Here is a 17,771-nt window from a genome sequence, read left to right as displayed (position 1 = left end):
GACGACGTACCGGACCGACCATCACGGGACCGAAACCCCTTACGGGCTGAGCCGCTCCACCCGCCACGACCCGTCCGGCTCCGCCGCGTACCGCAGCCGGTCGTGCAGCCGGTTCCCCCGCCCCTGCCAGAACTCCACCGCCAGCGGCGTCACCCGGAAACCGCCCCAGTCCGGCGGCACCGGCACCTGCTCACCCTCCGGATAGCGGGCGTGCAACTCCTCGTACGCGGCGTCCAGTTCGACCCGTGAGGAGATCACCGAGGACTGCGCGCTGGCCCACGCCCCCAGCTGCGAACCATGCGGACGCGTCCGGAAGTACGCCGCCGTCTCGTCCCGCCCGGTCCGCCGCGCCGTACCCGTCACGATCACCTGCCGGGCGATCCCGTGCCAGGGGAACAGCAGCGAGACATGAGGGTTCTGGGCCAGGTCACGGGCCTTGCGGGAGCCGTAGTTCGTGTAGAAGACGAAGCCCCGCGCGTCGTACGCCTTCATCAGCACCGTACGGGAACTCGGCCGCCCCTCGGCGTCCGCCGTCGACACGACCATGGCGTTCGGCTCGAACACCGCGCCCTCCCGCGCGGCCTGCCCGAACCACCGCGCGAACTGCTCCATCGGGTCGCCGGCCAGCTCGCTCTCGTCGAGGCCGTCGGCGCGGTACTGCTTGCGCATGACGGCGGGGTCGTGATCGTTCACATGGTCATCCTGCCGTATCAACGGCCGCCGGTGGAGAAGTGGCACTGAGTGCCGCAGACTCTCCCCAAACCTGGCACTCAGGCGTATGGTTTTGGAACCCCCTGTCGCCCGCATCAAGAGGAGCCGCCTGATGTCCGACTTCGTACCCGGGCTCGAAGGAGTCGTCGCGTTCGAGACGGAGATCGCCGAACCGGACAAGGAGGGCGGCGCGCTCCGATACCGCGGCGTCGACATCGAGGACCTGGTCGGCCACGTCTCCTTCGGCAACGTCTGGGGCCTGCTCGTCGACGGCGCCTTCCGCCCCGGCCTGCCGCCCGCCGAGCCGTTCCCCATCCCCGTCCACTCGGGCGACATCCGCGTCGACGTCCAGTCCGCGCTGGCCATGCTCGCCCCGGTCTGGGGCCTCAAGCCCCTCCTGGACATCGACGAGCAGCAGGCCCGCGCCGACCTCGCCCGCGCCGCCGTCATGGCCCTGTCCTACGTCGCCCAGTCCGCCCGCGGCCAGGGTCACCCCATGGTCCCGCAGCGCGAGATCGACAAGGCCCAGTCCGTCGTCGAGCGCTTCATGATCCGCTGGCGCGGCGAACCCGACCCCAAGCACGTCGCGGCGGTCGACGCCTACTGGACCTCGGCGGCCGAGCACGGCATGAACGCCTCCACCTTCACCGCGCGCGTCATCGCCTCGACCGGCGCGGACGTGGCGGCGGCCCTCTCCGGTGCCGTGGGCGCCATGTCCGGCCCCCTCCACGGCGGCGCCCCCTCCCGCGTCCTCGGCATGATCGAGGAGATCGAACGCACGGGCGACGCCGACGCCTACGTCAAACAGGCCCTCGACAAGGGCGAACGCCTCATGGGCTTCGGCCACCGCGTCTACCGCGCCGAGGACCCCCGCGCCCGCGTCCTGCGCCGCACCGCCCGCGACCTCGGCGCCCCCCGCTTCGAGGTCGCCGAGGCCCTGGAGAAGGCGGCCCTGGCCGAACTCCACGCCCGCCGCCCCGACCGTGTCCTCGCCACGAACGTCGAGTTCTGGGCCGCGATCGTCCTCGACTTCGCCGAGGTCCCGGCCCATATGTTCACGTCGATGTTCACCTGCGCCCGCACGGCGGGCTGGTCCGCCCACATCCTCGAACAGAAGCGCACCGGCCGCCTCGTCCGCCCCTCCGCCCGCTACGTGGGCCCGCCCGCCCGCGGCCCGCAGGAGATCGCCGGGTACGAGGACATCGCCGGCTAGCGGATCCGGCTCAGGTCACGCGGGGCTGAGCAGCCCCGCGTGATGCCGCTCCGCGACCAGCGGATGCGCCCGCAGCTTCCCCTTCAGCTCGTTGAACCCGTACTCGGCGAACAGCGGGTTCCCCGGGTCGTCGGTCACCCCGGGCGCGACGGACGCGTACGGGAAGACGAGCGGCTCGACCCGCGCGTCGAGCCGGGGGTTGAAGAAGAACGGCACCGAGAACCGCTCGGTCGCCCCCGCCGGACTGACGACCCGGTGGCGGGTGGCGAGCAGATACCCGTTGGTCGCCACCTCCAGCAGCTCCCCGAGATTCACGACGAACGCCCCCGGAATCGGCGGCACGTCATGGAACAGCCCGTCCGCGCGCTCCACCTGCAGCCCGCCGACCTGGTCCTGCAGCAGCAGCGTCAGGAACCCGTAGTCCTTGTGGGCCCCCACCCCCTGATCGGCGCCGTCCCCCGCGCTGCCGGGGTAGCGCACGAGCTTCAGATGCGGATGCGCCCGCTCCCCGAAGACCGGGTCGTAGAAATCGGCGGGAGCCCCGATGGAGACCAGCAGCTCACGCAGCAGCCGCTGCGCCACGGCGCTGAGCCGGTCGATCCACGCGAGGGCGGCGTCCCGCAGCCCCGGCAGGGAACCGGGCCACTGGTTGGGCCCCTGCAGCCACCAGTAGGCGGGCTCACCGTCCCCCGGTACGCGCGCGGCCCGCTCGGCCCCGATGTCCAGCTGGTCGCGCCAGTCCCGGCTCCCGCCCGTCCGCTCGTCCCCGGTCCGCGTGTACCCCCGGAAGTGCGGCGAGTTGACGTTGTCGAGGGCGAGCCGCTCGGCCTCGGGCAGGGCAAAGAACTCCCGCATGGCGCCGGTGAGCCGCGCGATCTCGTCCTCACCCACCCCGTGCCCGACGAGCTGGAAGAACCCCACGTCGTGCGCGGCACTGTGCAACTGCGCGTGCAACAGCGCCCGCGCCTCGGGTCCACGATCGGCGGCGGAGAGATCGATGATGGGCAACTGGGGGTACGACGAGGCCGTCGCTGTGTTCGTCATGGGATGCGTCCGAGGAGGAGGAAGGGCTGGGGCGGGCGGCTGCGTGGTCAGACGGAAGGCCGACAGCCCATGCTCGTGACGCGCACGTAGTCCACGTGCCGGCGTCGAACGAGTATCGGAAGCATGGTGAAAGCATACTGCGCCCTACGAAACGCAGACGACCCGCAGACTCTGGGTCCCTTCGCCCAAGGGCGGAGAAGCCGGCCGGACGTACCGGCGAGTCTGCGGGTCGGGTGACTGCTTGAGATTGGGCCGGCTGCGTGTACAGAGCACACGCGGGTCCGACACCGCACTGAGAATGGTGACGGGCGCTAGCCCGCAGCCACCTCGCGCGTCCGGGTTTCATACATGTACCCGATCACCTCCTTTCGGCGTGCGCACCACATTAGGAACCGTGGCGACGGCGCTCAAGTGATTTTCCGGGTGGATTGCCGAGCGATCACCGCAGCACGGCGAAGACCCCGCGCACCCGGGTCTCGTCCGGCAGGGTCCAGTGGCCGGTGACCTGGCCCTTCGCGGCGGCCGGCAGGTCGAGGGAGCCGGGCTGCAGGACGCGGTTCAGATGGAGGCGGGTGGGGGCGGGGGCGAGGGGCAGTTCGGTGGCCTCGGGGGTGTCCGTGGGGGTCGCGTCGGTCGTGGAGAGGGGGGCGTCACCCTCGTAGGAGTGGGTGATCTCGTGGTCCGGGGTGTCCGAGACGCTCTGGGCCTGGGGTTCGGCGCGGCCCTCGAACAGGGCCAGGAGCTGGGTGAGCAGCACCGGGTCGTGGCAGCCGTCGTAGGCCCAGCGCTTGCCGAGGACGCCGTGTTCCAGGGTGCCGACGAGGGCGTGGTCGGCGCCCTGGAGCGGGGCGCTCCGGTAGGTGAGGGGGACCAGGTAGTGCACCGGGGCGGGGCCGGAGGTGTCGGTGGCGACCATGAACTCGATGCCGACCTCGCCCTCCGGGTCGTCGAGACGGAAGCCGCCCGCCTTGGCGAGCACCGGGGCGTCCGGGCTGCCTGCGTACCAGGGGCGGGTGGGCAGCCAGGAGGCCAGGAGTTCGAGTTTGGTGGGCTTGAGCCAGGTGCGGTGGATGACAGACATGGCGTGATTCTCCGCCGGTCCGCCGAGCGGACGCGAGCCCTTTCCCGCCCTGCCGCGCCGCCACCGCGCTACTCCGAGGACCGCTCCAGGGCCTCCAGGTCCAGGGCCGCGGCGATGTGGACGGCGACGTCCTCGGCGTAGACCGCGTCGCCGCGTTCGAAGGGGGTGCGGCCGGCGGTGCGCAGGAAGGTGACCACGCCGAGGGTGCGGCCGCGGCTGCGCAGGACGGCGCAGAGGGCGTGCACGGTCTCCGGGGGCCACTGGCGCCCGGTGGCCCACTCGCGGGCCGCTTCCGGGCCGGCCGTACCGGCGCTGGCGCGGACCGAACCGGCCCGGTCGACGCACTGGAGGGCGGGGTGGCCCGGGCCGTAGCGGACCGGGATGCCGGCGTGGCCCGCGAGGTGGCTGGGGCCCGGCCGGCCGGTGGGCGTGGCGGCGGCGCGGACGAGGCGGGCGGGGCCTTCGCCGTCGGTGAGGGAGCCGCCGGAGACGCGGTCGATGAGGGCGTGGTCGGCGAAGCCGGCGAGGGCGAAGTCGAGGTGGACGGTGGCGGCCTCGCCGGGGTCCTCGCACTCGGCGGCGGCGCGGGCGGCCCGGTGGAGCTGGTTGACGCGGAAGCGGAGCTGCCCGGCCTCCTGCTCGGTCTGCTTGGACTCGGTGATGTCCTGGAAGAGCCAGCCGACGCCCAGCGGAACGGGTTCCTCGGCCAGCGGCGAGGCGAGACGCAGGAAGCCGCTGCGCCAGCACCTGCGCTTCTCGCCGTCGGGGGTGCGCACGCCCACCCAGATCTCGGCGGGCGCGGGCGGGGCGCCCTCGGCGAGGACGTGGGTGAGGGCGCTCTCCAGTTCCTCGACGCCCTGGGCGAGCAGTTCGCCGAGGGGGCGCCCGAGGACGGCCGTGCGGCCGATGCCGAGGGAGCGGGCCGCGTGGGCGTTGACGACGGCCGGGCGCAGGTCGGCGTCGACGAGGACGACGCCCCAGGAGGCGTCCTCGAAGAGGGCCTCGCTGAGGGCGATGGACCGCTCCAGGTCGATCTGGGCGTGGACCTCGCTGAAGGCGCAGTACAGCCCGGCGGGCTTGCCGTCGGGGCCGCGTACGGCGGCGGACTGGGTGCGTACGAGGACGCGTCCGCCGTCCTTGGTGACCAGGGCGAACTCGTGGACCTGCCGGCCGGAGGCGTGCATGGCGGCCATCAGCCGCCCCTCGACCTCCTCGGCGTCGGCGGTCCGTACGGCCCATCCGGCGAACCCGCGGCGGCCCACCGCCTCCTGAGCGCTCCAGCCGAGGATGCGTTCGGCCTCGCGGTTCCAGTGGGTGACGACGCCGTCGGCGTCGAAGGCGCAGAGGGCGGCGTCCATGCCGTCCAGCAGGGCGGCGAGGAGATCCGAGCCACCGGAGTCCGTGAATCCCCCGGTGTCTTCGGTGTCCTCGGTGTTCACCGTGCCCTCGATGTCGTCGGTGTCCTTGGTGTCGTTGGCGTCCTTCGTGTTCTCGTCCGTCGGACCGGTCCGCTCGGGCTCGTCGGGTCCGAGCGCGTCGGTGGTCCCACGACGCCGGGAAGCACTCACCTGAACCCCCTGCAGGCTGCGTTGCGTCCGCGTGTACGGCATGTACGGCGCGTCGGTTCGCTCACTGGCCATCATTCAACTCGAACGTGACCCAGCCCACATCTGCTTCACGCAAGATGTGGACGAAATCGTTGTACGCCGGATTTCCTCCTCACCCTTCTCAACGTTCCCACGAACCCGGGTGCTCAGTCAGCGCAGGTAGAAGATGCGATCGCCGTACTCCCGCATGATGCGGTCGTTCCAGTCGAGGCCGCCGTCGACGTTCCCGGAGCGGAGCAGGGGCGGTTCGACGCCCCGGTCCGCGAGGGAGGCGGCGGCGGTGGCCATGACCGACTGGAGGATTGCGGAGGTGACGACGGTGGAGGCCGGGGCGAAGGGGGCGGGGATGGTGTCGAGGGTGAGTTCGGCGTCGCCGACCGCGATCTTCGAGTCGAGGACGAGGTCGCAGTGGTCCTTGAGGAAGGTGCCGGAGGAGTGGCGTGAAGTCGTCGCCGTGGCGTAGGCGACGGAGGTGAGGCCGATGACCTTCACCCCGCGGTCCCTGGCATGTGCGGCCATCTCCACGGGCAGGGCGTTGCGGCCGGAGAGCGAGATGACGACGAGCAGGTCACCGGCGCGCAGCGGGCTGTGGTCGAGGACGGCGGTGGCCAGTCCGTCGACCCGTTCCAGCGCCGACCCGAGCGTGGCGGGCAGTACGTCGACGCCGAGCGTGCCGGGGACGGCCAGCAGGTTCATCAGGGCGAGGCCGCCGGCCCGGTAGACGAGGTCCTGGGCGGCGAGGGAGGAGTGCCCGGCCCCGAACGCGAAGAGGCGGCCGCCCTCGACCACGGTGTCCGCGATCATCTCGCCGGCCGCGACGACCTGCTCCCCCTCCTCGTCCCGAACCCGCTCCAGCAGCCCGATCGCCGCGTCGAGGAACCGCCCACCCGCCGTGCCGCCGTCCAGTCCCATGCGCCGACCCCTTCACCTTCTGCGAGTCCCGAGTGTCGCGGATCACGTTAAAGGTCTGGACCAGTGGGGTGTCAATACGGCCGCGGGTGGGCGGTGGCCCCCGCCGCCCACCGGGAAAGGGGCGCAAGGTCACAAATCGGCCACCCGGCGCGAGTCATACCGCCGTCGTTCCCCCGGCACCACCCGGTTGTCGGTCGGATGCGTAAGAATTGGGTCCAGGGCCAGCGCAGCAAGCCGCAGCACGCCGGTACGGCCGTCGAAGCCTCCGGCTGGATCTCATCGAGGGGCACGTATGTCCGGACTGATCGATACGACGGAGATGTATCTCCGCACCATCCTCGAGCTGGAGGAGGAAGGTGTGGTCCCCATGCGCGCCCGGATCGCCGAGCGGCTCGACCAGAGCGGCCCGACGGTGAGCCAGACGGTCGCGCGCATGGAGCGCGACGGCCTGGTGGCCGTCGCCGCGGACCGCCACCTGGAGCTGACCGAGGAGGGTCGCCGGCTGGCCACGCGCGTGATGCGCAAGCACCGCCTCGCGGAGTGTCTGCTCGTCGACGTGATCGGCCTGGAGTGGGAGCAGGTGCACGCGGAGGCGTGTCGCTGGGAGCACGTGATGAGCGAGGCGGTCGAGCGCCGCGTCCTGGAACTGCTGCGCCACCCCACCGAGTCGCCGTACGGCAACCCGATTCCGGGCCTGGAGGAGCTGGGCGAGAAGGACGGCGCGGACCCCTTCCTGGACGAGGGCATGGTGTCGCTCGCCGACCTCGACCCGGGCACGGAGGGCAAGACCGTGGTCGTACGCCGGATCGGCGAGCCCATCCAGACGGACGCCCAGCTGATGTACACGCTGCGCCGCGCGGGCGTGCAGCCCGGTTCCGTGGTGAGCGTGACGGAGGCGGCCGGCGGTGTCCTCGTGGGCAGCGGCGGCGAGGCGGCGGAGCTGGAGGCGGACGTCGCCTCCCACGTGTTCGTCGCCAAACGCTGAACGTCCCACCCGACACCCCCGACCCCGACCCCCGCACCACCCCGACCCCGACGCCGGTACTGCGGCCGGTACCGGCCCGGCCCCGGCCGCAGTACCGGCGTCGGCGCCACCACCCGCCTACCGCGCCGCCGCCGACGGACTCGGGCGCCGGGGAACCCCGCTCGCCCTCCTGTGAGCCGCACCGGTCCGCCCACCCCGCCGCCGGCATCGGCGGCACCGATGCCGCCGAGCACCGCACCGGCCGACACCGCTCCGCCGCCCGGTCCGGCCGTCGGCGGGTCCGCGTCGGTGACACCGCGAGCCCTGCCGCGCCCGCGAGCAGCGCAGGGCGCCTGCCCGCCACCGGCCGTGCCGCGCTCCGCATGGGCCGACGACGCCATCGGCCGGTTCCGGCCGTCGTTCTGGTGGCGCCACCCGCCCTGCCGCGCCCGCGAGCCATGTCGCGCCGCCCGCCTCGCTCCCCGACGGATGGCACCCACCCGCACCCCGTCGGCGAGCGCCGCACACCGCGCCGTCGGCCACCGCGGGTGTCGGTACTGGCCGATTCCGGCCGTCGATGGCGGTACCTGTCGGCTCGTGTCGGCCGTTGTTCCGTGCGTGTCGGCGGATGTCCGTATCGGCCACCAACTCCCGGTGCGGAAGGGGAAGTTGTGGGAGGCCGAGGTTCGTGTCCGGGATCTTGCCCCGTCGAAGATTCAGTGCGCCGAATCGCAGCGCGCGAACCGTTCGCATGCGAGGCTTGCGCGTGAGGCATATGACCTGAGGGGCTCTTGGCCGCCCGAGACGGCGGATCTCCGGTGGTAGGGGAGGGGGCGGGGCGTGATGTGCCGTGGACGTGAGGAGGGCCCCGGCGCCGTGTGGCGCCGGGGCCTGTCCTCCCCTGTGCTGACCCGGAGCCCCGAGCTCCCAGGGTCAGTCCCCTCGGACCGTTTTCCCCGAGCGGTCCGCCTCCCGTTGAAGATCTCCCCTCGGCGGCGCCGGGCAATCCCCGAGGGAGGTCACTCGAACGAGGGGTGTTGTCGCCAGGGGCGGCATCTTCGAATGTTCATTCGATAGCGTAGATGGTGTGGCGATGCGCGACACGCGCCCTGACCGCCGCGCGCACCCCACACGTAACGTGTCAGCCGGTATGCACGCTGTAACACACGGGCGGGTCGTCCGAGCGGCACGCACGGGGTGACGGCGGCTGGAGCGACGGCGGATGCGACGGGGAAGCAGTAGGAGCAGCAGCGGAACAGCGGTACGACAGCAGTTGGGACGAGTGGACCAACCGGCTCGAAGTGGGTACACGAGGCGGGAGCGAGTGGTCCGGGCGGGAGTCTGGGGGGTGCCAATGGTGCGGCGCATCGACGTGACGGGAGCGGACGGCGTGAGTCTCGCCGCCTGGGAGTTCGACGAACCGCCCAAGTCCGGTGAACACGAGCCCCGGCCAGGGGTGCTGTTACTGCACGGCCTCATGGGCCGCGCCTCCCACTGGGCCCCCACCGCCCGCTGGCTCTCCGAACGGCACCGCGCCGTCGCACTCGACCAGCGCGGTCACGGCCAGAGCGCGAAGTCCGAGCAGGCCGCGTACACCCGGGAGGCCTACGTCGAGGACGCCGAGGCAGCCGTCGAACAGCTGGGCCTCGGCCCGGTCGTCCTCATCGGCCACGCCATGGGCGCCCTGACCGCCTGGCAGCTGGCCGCCCGCCGCCCGGACCTGGTGCGCGGCCTGATCATCTGCGACATGCGGGCCTCGGCGCTGGGCGCCGCCTCGCAGCGCGAGTGGGAGAACTGGTTCAAGGCCTGGCCGCTGCCCTTCGCCACCCTCGCCGACGTCCGCAAGTGGTTCGGCGAGGACGATCCCTGGGTGGAGCGCCCCAGCCCGTCCCGCGGCGAGTTCTACGCCGAGGTCATGCACGAGGGTCCGGACGGCTGGCGGCCCGTCTTCGACCCCGAGCAGATGCTGAAGACCCGCGAGACGTGGGTGTACGACGCGCACTGGGAGGAGCTGACCCAGGTCCGCTGCCCCGCCCTCGTCGTCCGCGGCCTCGACGGCGAACTGGGCCGCGCCGAGTCCCAGGAGATGGTCCGCGTGCTGCCCCACGGCCAGTACGCCGAGGTCGCCGACGCAGGCCACCTCGTCCACTACGACCAGCCGGACGCGTGGCGCGCGGCGATAGAGCCGTTCCTGGACACCTTCTCGGACTGATTCCCGACCTCGGACTGATTCCCGACACGGAGGGAGGGCCCCGCATCGCTGCGGGGCCCTCCCTCGTCCGTCATGCCTCATGCCGAACGGCCTTGCTCATGCCCTACGGCCGCGCACCCGGCGCCGTCCTCCGTCGGCGCATCCACCACACCAGCGCCCCGCCCGCCGCGACGACCGCCGCCGCGAGGCCCGAGAGCAGGCCCACCGGCAGGCCGGCGCCGGTGTCGGCGAGGCCGCCGTCCGGGTCGGGCCGGTTGGCCGGCGGGGACGGCGGGTCACCGCTGCCGGGGGTGGTGGCTGCGGGATCGGGGGGCGTTTGTGCGGCTGTCGTACGTATGGTCCTTCGCGGGGTTCGGGACGGCACGGTGTCCCGGCCGGGGAGGCCGGGCAAGCCCGTTACGCGTACCGGCTGCGCGTGTCGTCCGCTGCTCGTGCCGCGCTGGTGGCGGAGTGGGACCGGTGCAGGTGGGTGTGGAACGAATGCGTCGCCAAGTCCCGGGCCGTACACCTGTAGTGACGAACCCTAGGGAAACGGTCCCGCGAGAGCGGAGGGGGTCAGCGACGCCCGTCCCGCCCGCACGCGTAGGCGAGCGGTGAGATCAGTTCCTCGGCGTCCGGCAGCCAGCGGTTGGCCGGCGTGGGGCGCCGGGCCCACTGCACGGCCCCCCGCGACCCGTACCGCGTCGGCGGAGCCGCCACGTACTCGCCCTCGCCCAGGGCCCTGAGGTCGAGCGCCAGCGGCGACCAGCCCAACTTCCGTACGAGATCGGGGACCTTGACGGAGGCGCCCGGCAGCACGAAGAAGTGCATCCGGCGGTCCGGCGTCCAGGTCACCGGGCCGAGGGTCAGCTCCATGCGTTCCATGCGGGCCAGCGCCAGCAGGCCGGCGGTCTCGGGAACGTCGATCGTGTCGAACGTGTGGCCGGTCGGCAGAAGGATCGACGCGGTGGGCTGCTCCGACCACAGACGGCGTGCGGCGGTCGCACTGCCTGTCGCCTGGGTCGCCCAGTCCTCGCGCGCCGGGTGCGCGCCGGGGGCGGCGCACACCGCGCTGCCGCAGGAGCACTGCTGCACCCCGTCGACGGCTTCCAGCCATGTACCGGGGAACACGTCCCAGTGGCGATCTTCGGTGTAGCGAACGGCGGTGTCCAGCAGCGATTCGCCACGCTGCTTCGGGATGTGGGCAGCTTCAGGGCCCGCGATGGTCTCTTCCACGATGAACACAACTCTAGCGGTCATCAGGGGTTACGGAAGTCACATGCGCGGGGGAGAGCATCGCCGATCGGGCCGGGGCGCATGGGCGCACGGCCGGGGGCGCGCGGGCGGGATCACGGAGTGAGCCGGGTAGCCACGTGTGGGGTACAGCATCCGTGTTTACCCCGGCAATCCTGGTATGTCTCGCATCTTCGGTATGTCGGCGGGGCATTGATCTTCGAGGCCGGAACCTTTCGATATGTGGGTACACGTATGCGAGAGGAGTCGGCCGCTGAGGACACGTCAACTCGGTGCGTGGGCAGGGCACCACAGCCACAGGGGGTACGCCATGGCCGCAAGGCCGCTCGTCGCCAGGCAGCCGAACGAACGACTGCAGGCGCTCATCCAGGAAGCGGGCTGTTCCAACGCCGGGCTGGCCCGGCGGGTCAACATGTGCGGCGCGGAGCACGGCCTAGATCTCCGCTACGACAAGACGTCCGTGGCCCGCTGGTTGCGGGGACAGCAGCCGAGGGGCCGGGCGCCCGCGATCATCGCCGAGGCCCTCGGCCGCAAACTGGGCCGCACGGTCACGATCGACGAGATCGGCATGGCCAACGGCAAGAACCTCGCGTCCGGCGTCGGCCTGCAGTTCTCGCCGACGGTGCTGGGGGCGATCGAGCAGGTCTGCGAGCTGTGGCGCAGCGACGTGGGGCGGCGGGACTTCCTCTCCGGCTCGTCCGTCGCCGCCTCCGCCCTCGTCGAGCCCAGCAGGGACTGGCTGATCTCGTCGCCGGACTCCCAGGTCGCCCGCACGGCGGGACCCCGCGTGGGGTCGGCCGACGTGGACGCCGTGCGCGCGATGACCCAGGCGCTCGTCGACCTCGACCACCAGTACGGCAGCGGTCATGTGCGGCCGGTCGTCGTGCACTACCTGAACAGCGTCGTCTCGGGGCTGCTGGCCGGCTCCTACCGGGAGGCGGTGGGACGGGAGTTGTTCGCCTCGGTCGCCCGACTGACCGAACTCGCCGGGTACATGGCCGTCGACACCGGGCAGCCGGGCCTCGCCCAGCGGTACTACATCCAGGCGCTCCGCCTCGCCCAGGCCGCGGGCGACCGCGCGTACGGCGGTTACGTCCTCGCCGCGTCCATGAGCCACCTCGCCGCGCAGCTCGGGAACCCGCGGGAGATCGCGCAGTTGGCGCGCGCGGCGCAGGAGGGGGCGCGCGGGCGGGTCACGCCGCGCGCGGAGTCGATGTTCCACGCGGCGGAGGCGCGCGGGCACGCGCTGATGGGCGACGCGCGCGCCGCGCAGGCCGCGGCGGGGCGTGCGGTGGAGGCGTTGGAGGGCGCGGATCCCTCGGCCGGGGACGACCCGGTGTGGATCAGGCACTTCGACGAGGCCTATCTCGCCGACGAGTTGGCGCACTGCCACCGGGATCTGGGGCAGGCGGAGGCGGCGGCCCGGCGGGCCGAGGAGTCCCTGGCCCGGCATCCGGAGTCACGGGCCCGCCGGCGGGCCATCGGATACGTCCTGCTCGCCACGGCGCAGGTGCAGCAGCGCGAGGTCGAGCAGGCCTGTCACACGGGCATGAAGGCCGTGGAGCTGCTGGGATCGCTGCGGTCGAACCGCGGGGCCGAGTATCTGGACGACTTCCAGCAGCGGCTGGAGCCGTTCCGGGAGGAGGCGGTGGTCAGGGAGTTCGGGGCGCGGATGGACTTGCAGGCGGCGTAGAGCGTCCCGGGTGGGGTACTGGGGTTGCTCACGCGGTTCCCGCGCCCCTGAGGGTGGCTTCGCCCCCTCGTCGGGGCGCGGGTGGTGCGTGGGCCGTCATCCGGAACCGGTAGCGTGAGTCGACGATTCCGCAAGTCCCCCATTCGTAGGAGTCTCGGTGACGCAGAGTGGACAGGGCGAGGAGCCCTCGGCGCGGACCGCGCGCGAAGGCATCGTGCTGCCCTCGGACGGTGGGGCGCCGCTCCATCCGGGCGATCTGCCGCCGGCGCCGCTGCCGCCTGCCCCGGCCCAGCCGTGGGACCAGCAGCGGCAGTGGGGCTCCGAGGAGGCCGCGGCCCCCGCCGGCCACTGGAACAGCGCGCCGTCCGCGCCGCCCGCTCCGGAGTGGGGCGGCCAGGGCGCGCACGACCCCTACGACCCGTACGGGGCCCAGGCCGCGTACGGCACCCAGGGCGGGACGCCGCTGCCGCCCGAGGGCTCCCCGGGGCCGGAGTACGGCCTCGGGGGATACGGCGGGACGGGCTCGGGTACGCCGCTGCCGCCGGTCGCGGGTGAGTCGGCCCCGCCGCAGGCACCCGTGGACGAGGGGGCCACCCAGTACATCCCCTACGTGCCGGCGACCGGGGCCATGCCCATGGACGAGGGGGCGACGCAGTACATACCACCGGTGGCCGCGCAGCCGCCCGCCGCGGAGGCGGCCACGCAGTTCCTGCCGCCGGTCGGGCCGGGCGCGCTGCCGCCGGAGGCGTCGGCCGACGCGACGGCGTACCTCGGGCGGGTGCCGGACCAGGGTGCCGGGCCGCTGCCGCCCGTCGGCCACGCCGGGCAGCCCCCGCACACGGCGCCCGCCGGGAACCCGGACGCCCAGCCGACGCAGTTCATACCGCCGGTGGCCGCGCAGGCGCCGGCCCAGCCGCAGCCGTACGGTGCGCCGGGGCAGCGGCGGCCGCGCCCGCCCCAGCAGCAGCCGGACGTGTTCGACAGCCTCTTCCGCAGCGACGCGGCGGCGGAGGGTGCCGCCGGGGCCACGCAGCAGATGCCGAAGATCGACCACACGGCCGCCCCGCAGCCGCCGCAGGGCCCGGGAGGGGCCCCTGGTCATGGCGGTCATGGCGGTCACGGTCACGCCGGGCGGGCCGGCGCGAGACGGGACAGCGGGGGCGGCGGGGGCGGCCGTACGAAGTCCCGGGTGCCGCTCATCGCGCTCGTCGGGGTGGGGATCGCCGTGCTCGGCATCGGTGCGGGTGCGCTGATGGCCGGATCGGGGGACAAGGACTCGCCGAGCGACAACAAGCCCGTGGCGGCGACCGGGGCGCCCGAGGAGTCGGAGTCCGCGGCGGCCGATCCGGCGAAGGAGCAGGCGGTCGCGCTGGACAAGCTGCTGGCGGACAGCGGCAACAGCCGGAACAGCGTGATCAAGGCGGTCGCGAACATCAAGACCTGCACGAACCTGGGGCAGGCCGCCACCGATCTGCGGGACGCGGCGAAGCAGCGCAACGAGCTGGTGACCCGGCTCGGTGGACTGTCCGTCGACAAGCTGCCCGACCACGAGGCCCTGACCGCCTCGCTCACCAAGGCCTGGCAGGCCTCCGCCTCCGCCGACAACCACTACGCCGCGTGGGCCGACCAGAGCGCCGGCAGGAAGGGCTGCAAGAAGGGCCAGGCGCGCTCCACCGGCCAGACCCAGGCCGGTAACGCGGCCAGCGGCACCGCCAGCGCGGAGAAGGCCAAGGCCGCCAAACTCTGGAACACCATCGCCACGACGTACGGCCTGACCACGCGCCAGGCGGTCCAGCTCTAGCGAAGCGGCGCGGCTGCGGCTCTGCGGCCGCAGTCGGAGCCGGACGCAGTCGCAGCTGGAGCCGGAGTCGGAGCCGCAGCGTGCCGGCCGGAGCCCCCGTCGGCCGGCGCCCCGTCCCGGCGCCGCCCGGTTCGCTCAGCTGTCCGCCTCCACCAGTGTCTTCTCCACGTTCACGAAGTCCCGGCGGGCGGCGACCAGTTGGCCCTTGCGGACCACCTGGAAGGTGACTTCCGGGTTGATGAGGCGGGGGAAGCCCGCGGAGGCGATGAGGTCTTCGAAGCGCCAGCTCAGAGGTGGGGTGAGGCCGCCCGTGGTGACGGTCAGGCCGTCGTCGAGGACGCGGCGGACCGCCTGGGCGGTCACCTCGCTGTCACCGATCTTCCGCAGGGCGGCCCGCAGGACGCTGTACGCGATCCACGTGGTCTGCACACCCGGGTCCGCCGGGTCGATCCGGTTGTCGTCGAACGCGTGCTCCCGGATCACCTGCTTCATCCGGTCCCACCGCTTGTCGGTCTCCACCGGGTACCAGCCGGTGACGTACGCCCCCTCGTACGGCCCCGACCTGCCACCGGTCGCGTCGATCACCGTCTGGTCGACGCTGCCGAGGACGGTCCCGGTGCGGACGGACGGGTAGTCCCCGCGGTCCCGGCGGAAGGAGTCCATGAAGGTGAAGGTGCGGTCGCCGAGCGCCGGGACCACACAGCCCTCCGCGGCCGGATCGGCGGCGGCCCGCCGCAGGGCCTCCCGGGCGTGCCCGCCGTACTCGGTCGCGTCCTCGGCCGCCAGCTGGTCCTCGGATCCCTGATGGCCCCCGGAACGCAGCCCCGAGTCCAGCAGCAGCGGCAGCTGGTCGCCGGCGATCGAGTCGGGGCGTACGAGGGCGACCGGGCCGCACGCCTTGGCCAGCTGCTCGCCGAGGCCCGCCATGAGGGAGGCCTGGCCGCCGTTGACCGGGTAGGACAGCGCGCTGGCGAACTCGTCGTCGGTGACGCCGTAGCCGCCGATGTACGGAATGCCCGCGGACTCCAGCGGGGCGAGGTAGGAACGGCCGTGCTGGCTGTAGGACCCGACGACCGCGACAACGTTCTCGTCGGCGGCGCGGCGGGCGCACTTCGCGGCGGTCACGGTCTCGTTGTGGTCGTTGCAGGTCAGGATCTTCAGTTCGCGGCCGTTGATGCCGCCGGTGGCGTTGACCCAGCGGGCGTACGCCTTCGCCATGGCGGGCATACCGGGCTTGTTGGTGGCGGACGTCTTCTCCGGGGCCCAGGTCATGACGATGACGGGGTCGTCCCCGGTACCCCCCGTGGTACCGGGGACGACCCCGCACCCGGCGACGAGTGACGCACACGCCGCCAGTGTGGTGGCCCTGACCAGGCGTTTGGCGAGCCCTAGGGGGAGGTCTGTGAACAGAGGGGTCCGTCGTGCCCGGGAACCAGTCATGGCTCCGCACGATTCCGTCACATCGCCAACCCGGGTGTGACGGATGGTCGACGTGAGGTGACCGGGAGGTGAATTACGAAGAGCTACGATCGTATTTTCGCGTGGTTGCAGAGAGGAACGCACGATCGATGACCGTCCAAGGTCCGGAGACCCCTTCCCGTCGCGGGCGTCGCTCATCCACCATGGGCGACATGCCACTGAACGACATGCCGTGGTGGCGCTGGCGCAGCAATGTGCGCTCCGCGCTGCACATGCTCTCCGACCCCGCGTTCCAGCAGAATGTCTGGCTGGCCGGTGTCGACGGGTACGGGGACGTCACCGACGCCGTGTACCGACTGGTCGAGGACACCTGGCTGGACAACTGGTCCGCCGAGAAGTACGTGGGCACGATCTTCCGTGACGCCCAGGAGGCCGCCCTCGTCGACACCGCCGTGCTGCGCGTGCTGCGGATCATGCACCAGGTCGGCCCGGACGCGCCCGTCTCCGCCTACGTCGACCACGAGGCCTGGCCCGAGGCGGTCCGCGCCGCCCGCGAGGCCCACGTACGCCTCTCGGCGAGCGACGGGGAGGACCCGGACACGCCGCCGCGCACCCTTGAGGTGCTGCGGATCATGACGCGGGCGGCGTAGGGGCCGGAAGGGCGGGCGGGCGGGGGACGGGTGAGGGGCGGGCGGGTGGTCCGGTCCTCGGGACGGTTGCCGACCCGGGTACGCCATATGGGACCCTGTCGGGCATGAACGCGCAGTCCACCCGAGCCGCGGCGCCCGCCGACCAGTACGTCCTCACCCTCGCCTGCCCGGACAAGCCGGGCATCGTGCACGCCGTGTCGAGCTACCTCTTCATGACCGGCGGCAACATCGAGGACAGCCAGCAGTTCGGCGACCACGACACGGGACTGTTCTTCATGCGCGTCCACTTCTCGGCGGAGGCGCCGGTGAACGTGGAGAAGCTGCGGGCCAGCTTCGCGGCGATCGGTGACTCCTTCCAGATGGACTGGCAGATCAACCGGGCCGACGAGAAGATGCGCATCGTCCTGATGGTCAGCAAGTTCGGCCACTGCCTGAACGACCTGCTCTTCCGGGCCAGCATCGGGGCGCTGCCGGTGGAGATCGCGGCCGTCGTCTCCAACCACACCGACTTCGCGGAGCTGGTGGGGTCGTACGACATCCCCTTCCACCACATTCCGGTGACCAAGGACACCAAGGCGCAGGCCGAGGCGCGGGTGCTGGAGATCGTGCGCGAGGAGAAGGTCGAGCTGGTCGTCCTGGCCCGCTACATGCAGGTCCTCTCCGACGACCTCTGCAAGCAGCTGAGCGGTCGCATCATCAACATCCACCACTCCTTCCTGCCGAGCTTCAAGGGTGCGAAGCCGTACCACCAGGCGCACGCGCGGGGTGTGAAGCTGATCGGGGCGACGGCGCACTATGTCACCGCCGACCTCGACGAGGGGCCGATCATCGAGCAGGAGGTCGAGCGGGTGGGGCACGGGGTGACGCCCGAGGGGCTGGTCGCGGTCGGGCGGGACGTGGAGTGCCAGGCGTTGGCGCGGGCGGTCAAGTGGCATGCGGAGCGGCGGATTCTGATGAACGGGCGGCGGACGGTCGTCTTCGCGTAGGGGCTCCGCCGGACGGGGGCGCCTCAGGTGTCGGGGGCGACTGTTGGTCCGGCGGGTGCGGGTCGTGCGTGGCTGATCGCGCAGCTCCCCGCGCCCCTGGATGGGCTGCGCCCGTTCCAGTCCGTCGCCTCGCCTCGCCTCGCCTCGCCTCGCCTCGCGTCGGGTGCGGGTTGTGGGTGGTTGCTCGCGCAGTTCCCCGCGCCCCTGGATGGGCTGCGCCCGTTCCAGTCCGTCGTCTCGGCTCG

15 protein-coding genes are annotated in these 17,771 nt (G+C 72.5%); 7 read left to right on the top strand and 8 right to left on the bottom strand.

From position 1 onward, the window contains the following. Window positions 1–39 precede the first annotated feature (39 nt). On the bottom strand, window positions 40–669 hold the full coding sequence (gene pdxH, locus ACWCRJ_RS11030) for a pyridoxamine 5'-phosphate oxidase (protein ID WP_450939181.1): 630 nt from the start codon (window positions 667–669) through the stop codon (window positions 40–42). A gap of 154 nt (window positions 670–823) precedes the next feature. Here pdxH and ACWCRJ_RS11025 point away from each other — a divergent pair, with 154 nt between their 5' ends. After that, window positions 824–1,924, top strand: coding sequence for a citrate synthase 2 (locus ACWCRJ_RS11025; RefSeq protein ID WP_450938990.1), 1,101 nt, complete (start codon window positions 824–826; stop codon window positions 1,922–1,924). Between the two features lie 15 nt (window positions 1,925–1,939). Here the strand turns inward: ACWCRJ_RS11025 and ACWCRJ_RS11020 are convergent, their stop codons facing one another. The 4 genes from ACWCRJ_RS11020 to ACWCRJ_RS11005 form a co-directional block, all read right to left on the bottom strand. After that, entirely contained in the window at window positions 1,940–2,968 is a 1,029-nt protein-coding gene (locus ACWCRJ_RS11020) for an isopenicillin N synthase family dioxygenase (RefSeq protein WP_450938989.1), read from the bottom strand. A 439-nt stretch (window positions 2,969–3,407) separates the two neighbouring features. Further along, window positions 3,408–4,049, bottom strand: coding sequence for a maltokinase N-terminal cap-like domain-containing protein (locus ACWCRJ_RS11015; RefSeq protein WP_450938988.1), 642 nt, complete (start codon window positions 4,047–4,049; stop codon window positions 3,408–3,410). A 68-nt stretch (window positions 4,050–4,117) separates the two neighbouring features. Beyond that, entirely contained in the window at window positions 4,118–5,617 is a 1,500-nt protein-coding gene (locus ACWCRJ_RS11010) for a PAS domain-containing protein (protein WP_450938987.1), read from the bottom strand. Window positions 5,618–5,806: 189 nt separating this feature from the next. Further along, window positions 5,807–6,568 carry an SIS domain-containing protein gene (locus ACWCRJ_RS11005; protein ID WP_450938986.1) on the bottom strand — a complete coding sequence of 254 codons (762 nt, stop codon included), beginning with the start codon at window positions 6,566–6,568 and terminating at the stop codon, window positions 5,807–5,809. 292 nt (window positions 6,569–6,860) lie between these two features. Between ACWCRJ_RS11005 and ACWCRJ_RS11000 the strand changes: the two genes are divergently transcribed. Both ACWCRJ_RS11000 and ACWCRJ_RS10995 read left to right on the top strand, forming a co-directional pair. Further along, entirely contained in the window at window positions 6,861–7,553 is a 693-nt protein-coding gene (locus tag ACWCRJ_RS11000; RefSeq protein ID WP_005486189.1) for a metal-dependent transcriptional regulator, read from the top strand. Window positions 7,554–8,886: 1,333 nt separating this feature from the next. Further along, window positions 8,887–9,744 carry an alpha/beta fold hydrolase gene (locus ACWCRJ_RS10995; protein ID WP_450939180.1) on the top strand — a complete coding sequence of 286 codons (858 nt, stop codon included), beginning with the start codon at window positions 8,887–8,889 and terminating at the stop codon, window positions 9,742–9,744. Window positions 9,745–9,847: 103 nt separating this feature from the next. On the opposite strand, the gene ACWCRJ_RS10990 is transcribed toward ACWCRJ_RS10995, so the two are convergent. Together ACWCRJ_RS10990 and ACWCRJ_RS10985 are read right to left on the bottom strand one after the other, a co-directional pair. After that, the gene (locus tag ACWCRJ_RS10990; RefSeq protein WP_450939186.1) at window positions 9,848–10,135 is read right to left on the bottom strand and encodes a hypothetical protein; all 288 of its coding nucleotides are present in this window, start codon (window positions 10,133–10,135) and stop codon (window positions 9,848–9,850) included. A gap of 164 nt (window positions 10,136–10,299) precedes the next feature. Continuing rightward, entirely contained in the window at window positions 10,300–10,983 is a 684-nt protein-coding gene (locus ACWCRJ_RS10985) for a bifunctional DNA primase/polymerase (protein WP_046914950.1), read from the bottom strand. 304 nt (window positions 10,984–11,287) lie between these two features. On the opposite strand from ACWCRJ_RS10985, the gene ACWCRJ_RS10980 reads away from it, so the two are divergent. Continuing rightward, a complete protein-coding gene (locus ACWCRJ_RS10980) occupies window positions 11,288–12,670 on the top strand; it encodes a transcriptional regulator (protein WP_450938985.1) in 1,383 nt (460 codons plus the stop codon). Window positions 12,671–12,827: 157 nt separating this feature from the next. Continuing rightward, window positions 12,828–14,471 (top strand): hypothetical protein, encoded by a 1,644-nt coding sequence (locus ACWCRJ_RS10975; RefSeq protein ID WP_450938984.1) that lies wholly within the window; start codon window positions 12,828–12,830, stop codon window positions 14,469–14,471. A gap of 135 nt (window positions 14,472–14,606) precedes the next feature. On the opposite strand, the gene ACWCRJ_RS10970 is transcribed toward ACWCRJ_RS10975, so the two are convergent. Further along, window positions 14,607–15,911, bottom strand: a complete 1,305-nt coding sequence (locus ACWCRJ_RS10970; protein ID WP_450938983.1) for an ABC transporter substrate-binding protein — start codon at window positions 15,909–15,911, stop codon at window positions 14,607–14,609. Between the two features lie 128 nt (window positions 15,912–16,039). Between ACWCRJ_RS10970 and ACWCRJ_RS10965 the strand changes: the two genes are divergently transcribed. Both ACWCRJ_RS10965 and purU read left to right on the top strand, forming a co-directional pair. Then, window positions 16,040–16,540: an SCO4402 family protein gene (locus ACWCRJ_RS10965; RefSeq protein WP_028797063.1), complete on the top strand. Its 501-nt coding sequence runs from the start codon at window positions 16,040–16,042 to the stop codon at window positions 16,538–16,540. Between the two features lie 104 nt (window positions 16,541–16,644). After that, complete coding sequence (purU, locus tag ACWCRJ_RS10960) at window positions 16,645–17,526, top strand: formyltetrahydrofolate deformylase (RefSeq protein ID WP_450938982.1); 882 nt, start codon at window positions 16,645–16,647, stop codon at window positions 17,524–17,526. The last annotated feature ends 245 nt before the right edge of the window (window positions 17,527–17,771 follow it).

The sequence above is a fragment of the Streptomyces sp. NPDC002324 genome (assembly GCF_053593335.1).
This window is presented reverse-complemented; position numbering and strand designations above follow the sequence as displayed.

Excerpts from the sequence above, each read along its gene's own strand:
- pdxH (WP_450939181.1), bottom strand. The coding sequence starts at position 669 with ATGCGCAAGCAGTACCGCGCCGACGGCCTCGACGAGAGCGAGCTGGCC.
- ACWCRJ_RS11025 (WP_450938990.1), top strand. The coding sequence starts at position 824 with ATGTCCGACTTCGTACCCGGGCTCGAAGGAGTCGTCGCGTTCGAGACG.
- ACWCRJ_RS11020 (WP_450938989.1), bottom strand. The coding sequence starts at position 2,968 with ATGACGAACACAGCGACGGCCTCGTCGTACCCCCAGTTGCCCATCATC.
- ACWCRJ_RS11015 (WP_450938988.1), bottom strand. The coding sequence starts at position 4,049 with ATGTCTGTCATCCACCGCACCTGGCTCAAGCCCACCAAACTCGAACTC.
- ACWCRJ_RS11005 (WP_450938986.1), bottom strand. The coding sequence starts at position 6,568 with ATGGGACTGGACGGCGGCACGGCGGGTGGGCGGTTCCTCGACGCGGCG.
- ACWCRJ_RS11000 (WP_005486189.1), top strand. The coding sequence starts at position 6,861 with ATGTCCGGACTGATCGATACGACGGAGATGTATCTCCGCACCATCCTC.
- ACWCRJ_RS10995 (WP_450939180.1), top strand. The coding sequence starts at position 8,887 with ATGGTGCGGCGCATCGACGTGACGGGAGCGGACGGCGTGAGTCTCGCC.
- ACWCRJ_RS10985 (WP_046914950.1), bottom strand. The coding sequence starts at position 10,983 with ATGACCGCTAGAGTTGTGTTCATCGTGGAAGAGACCATCGCGGGCCCT.
- ACWCRJ_RS10980 (WP_450938985.1), top strand. The coding sequence starts at position 11,288 with ATGGCCGCAAGGCCGCTCGTCGCCAGGCAGCCGAACGAACGACTGCAG.
- ACWCRJ_RS10970 (WP_450938983.1), bottom strand. The coding sequence starts at position 15,911 with ATGACTGGTTCCCGGGCACGACGGACCCCTCTGTTCACAGACCTCCCC.
- ACWCRJ_RS10965 (WP_028797063.1), top strand. The coding sequence starts at position 16,040 with ATGACCGTCCAAGGTCCGGAGACCCCTTCCCGTCGCGGGCGTCGCTCA.
- purU (WP_450938982.1), top strand. The coding sequence starts at position 16,645 with ATGAACGCGCAGTCCACCCGAGCCGCGGCGCCCGCCGACCAGTACGTC.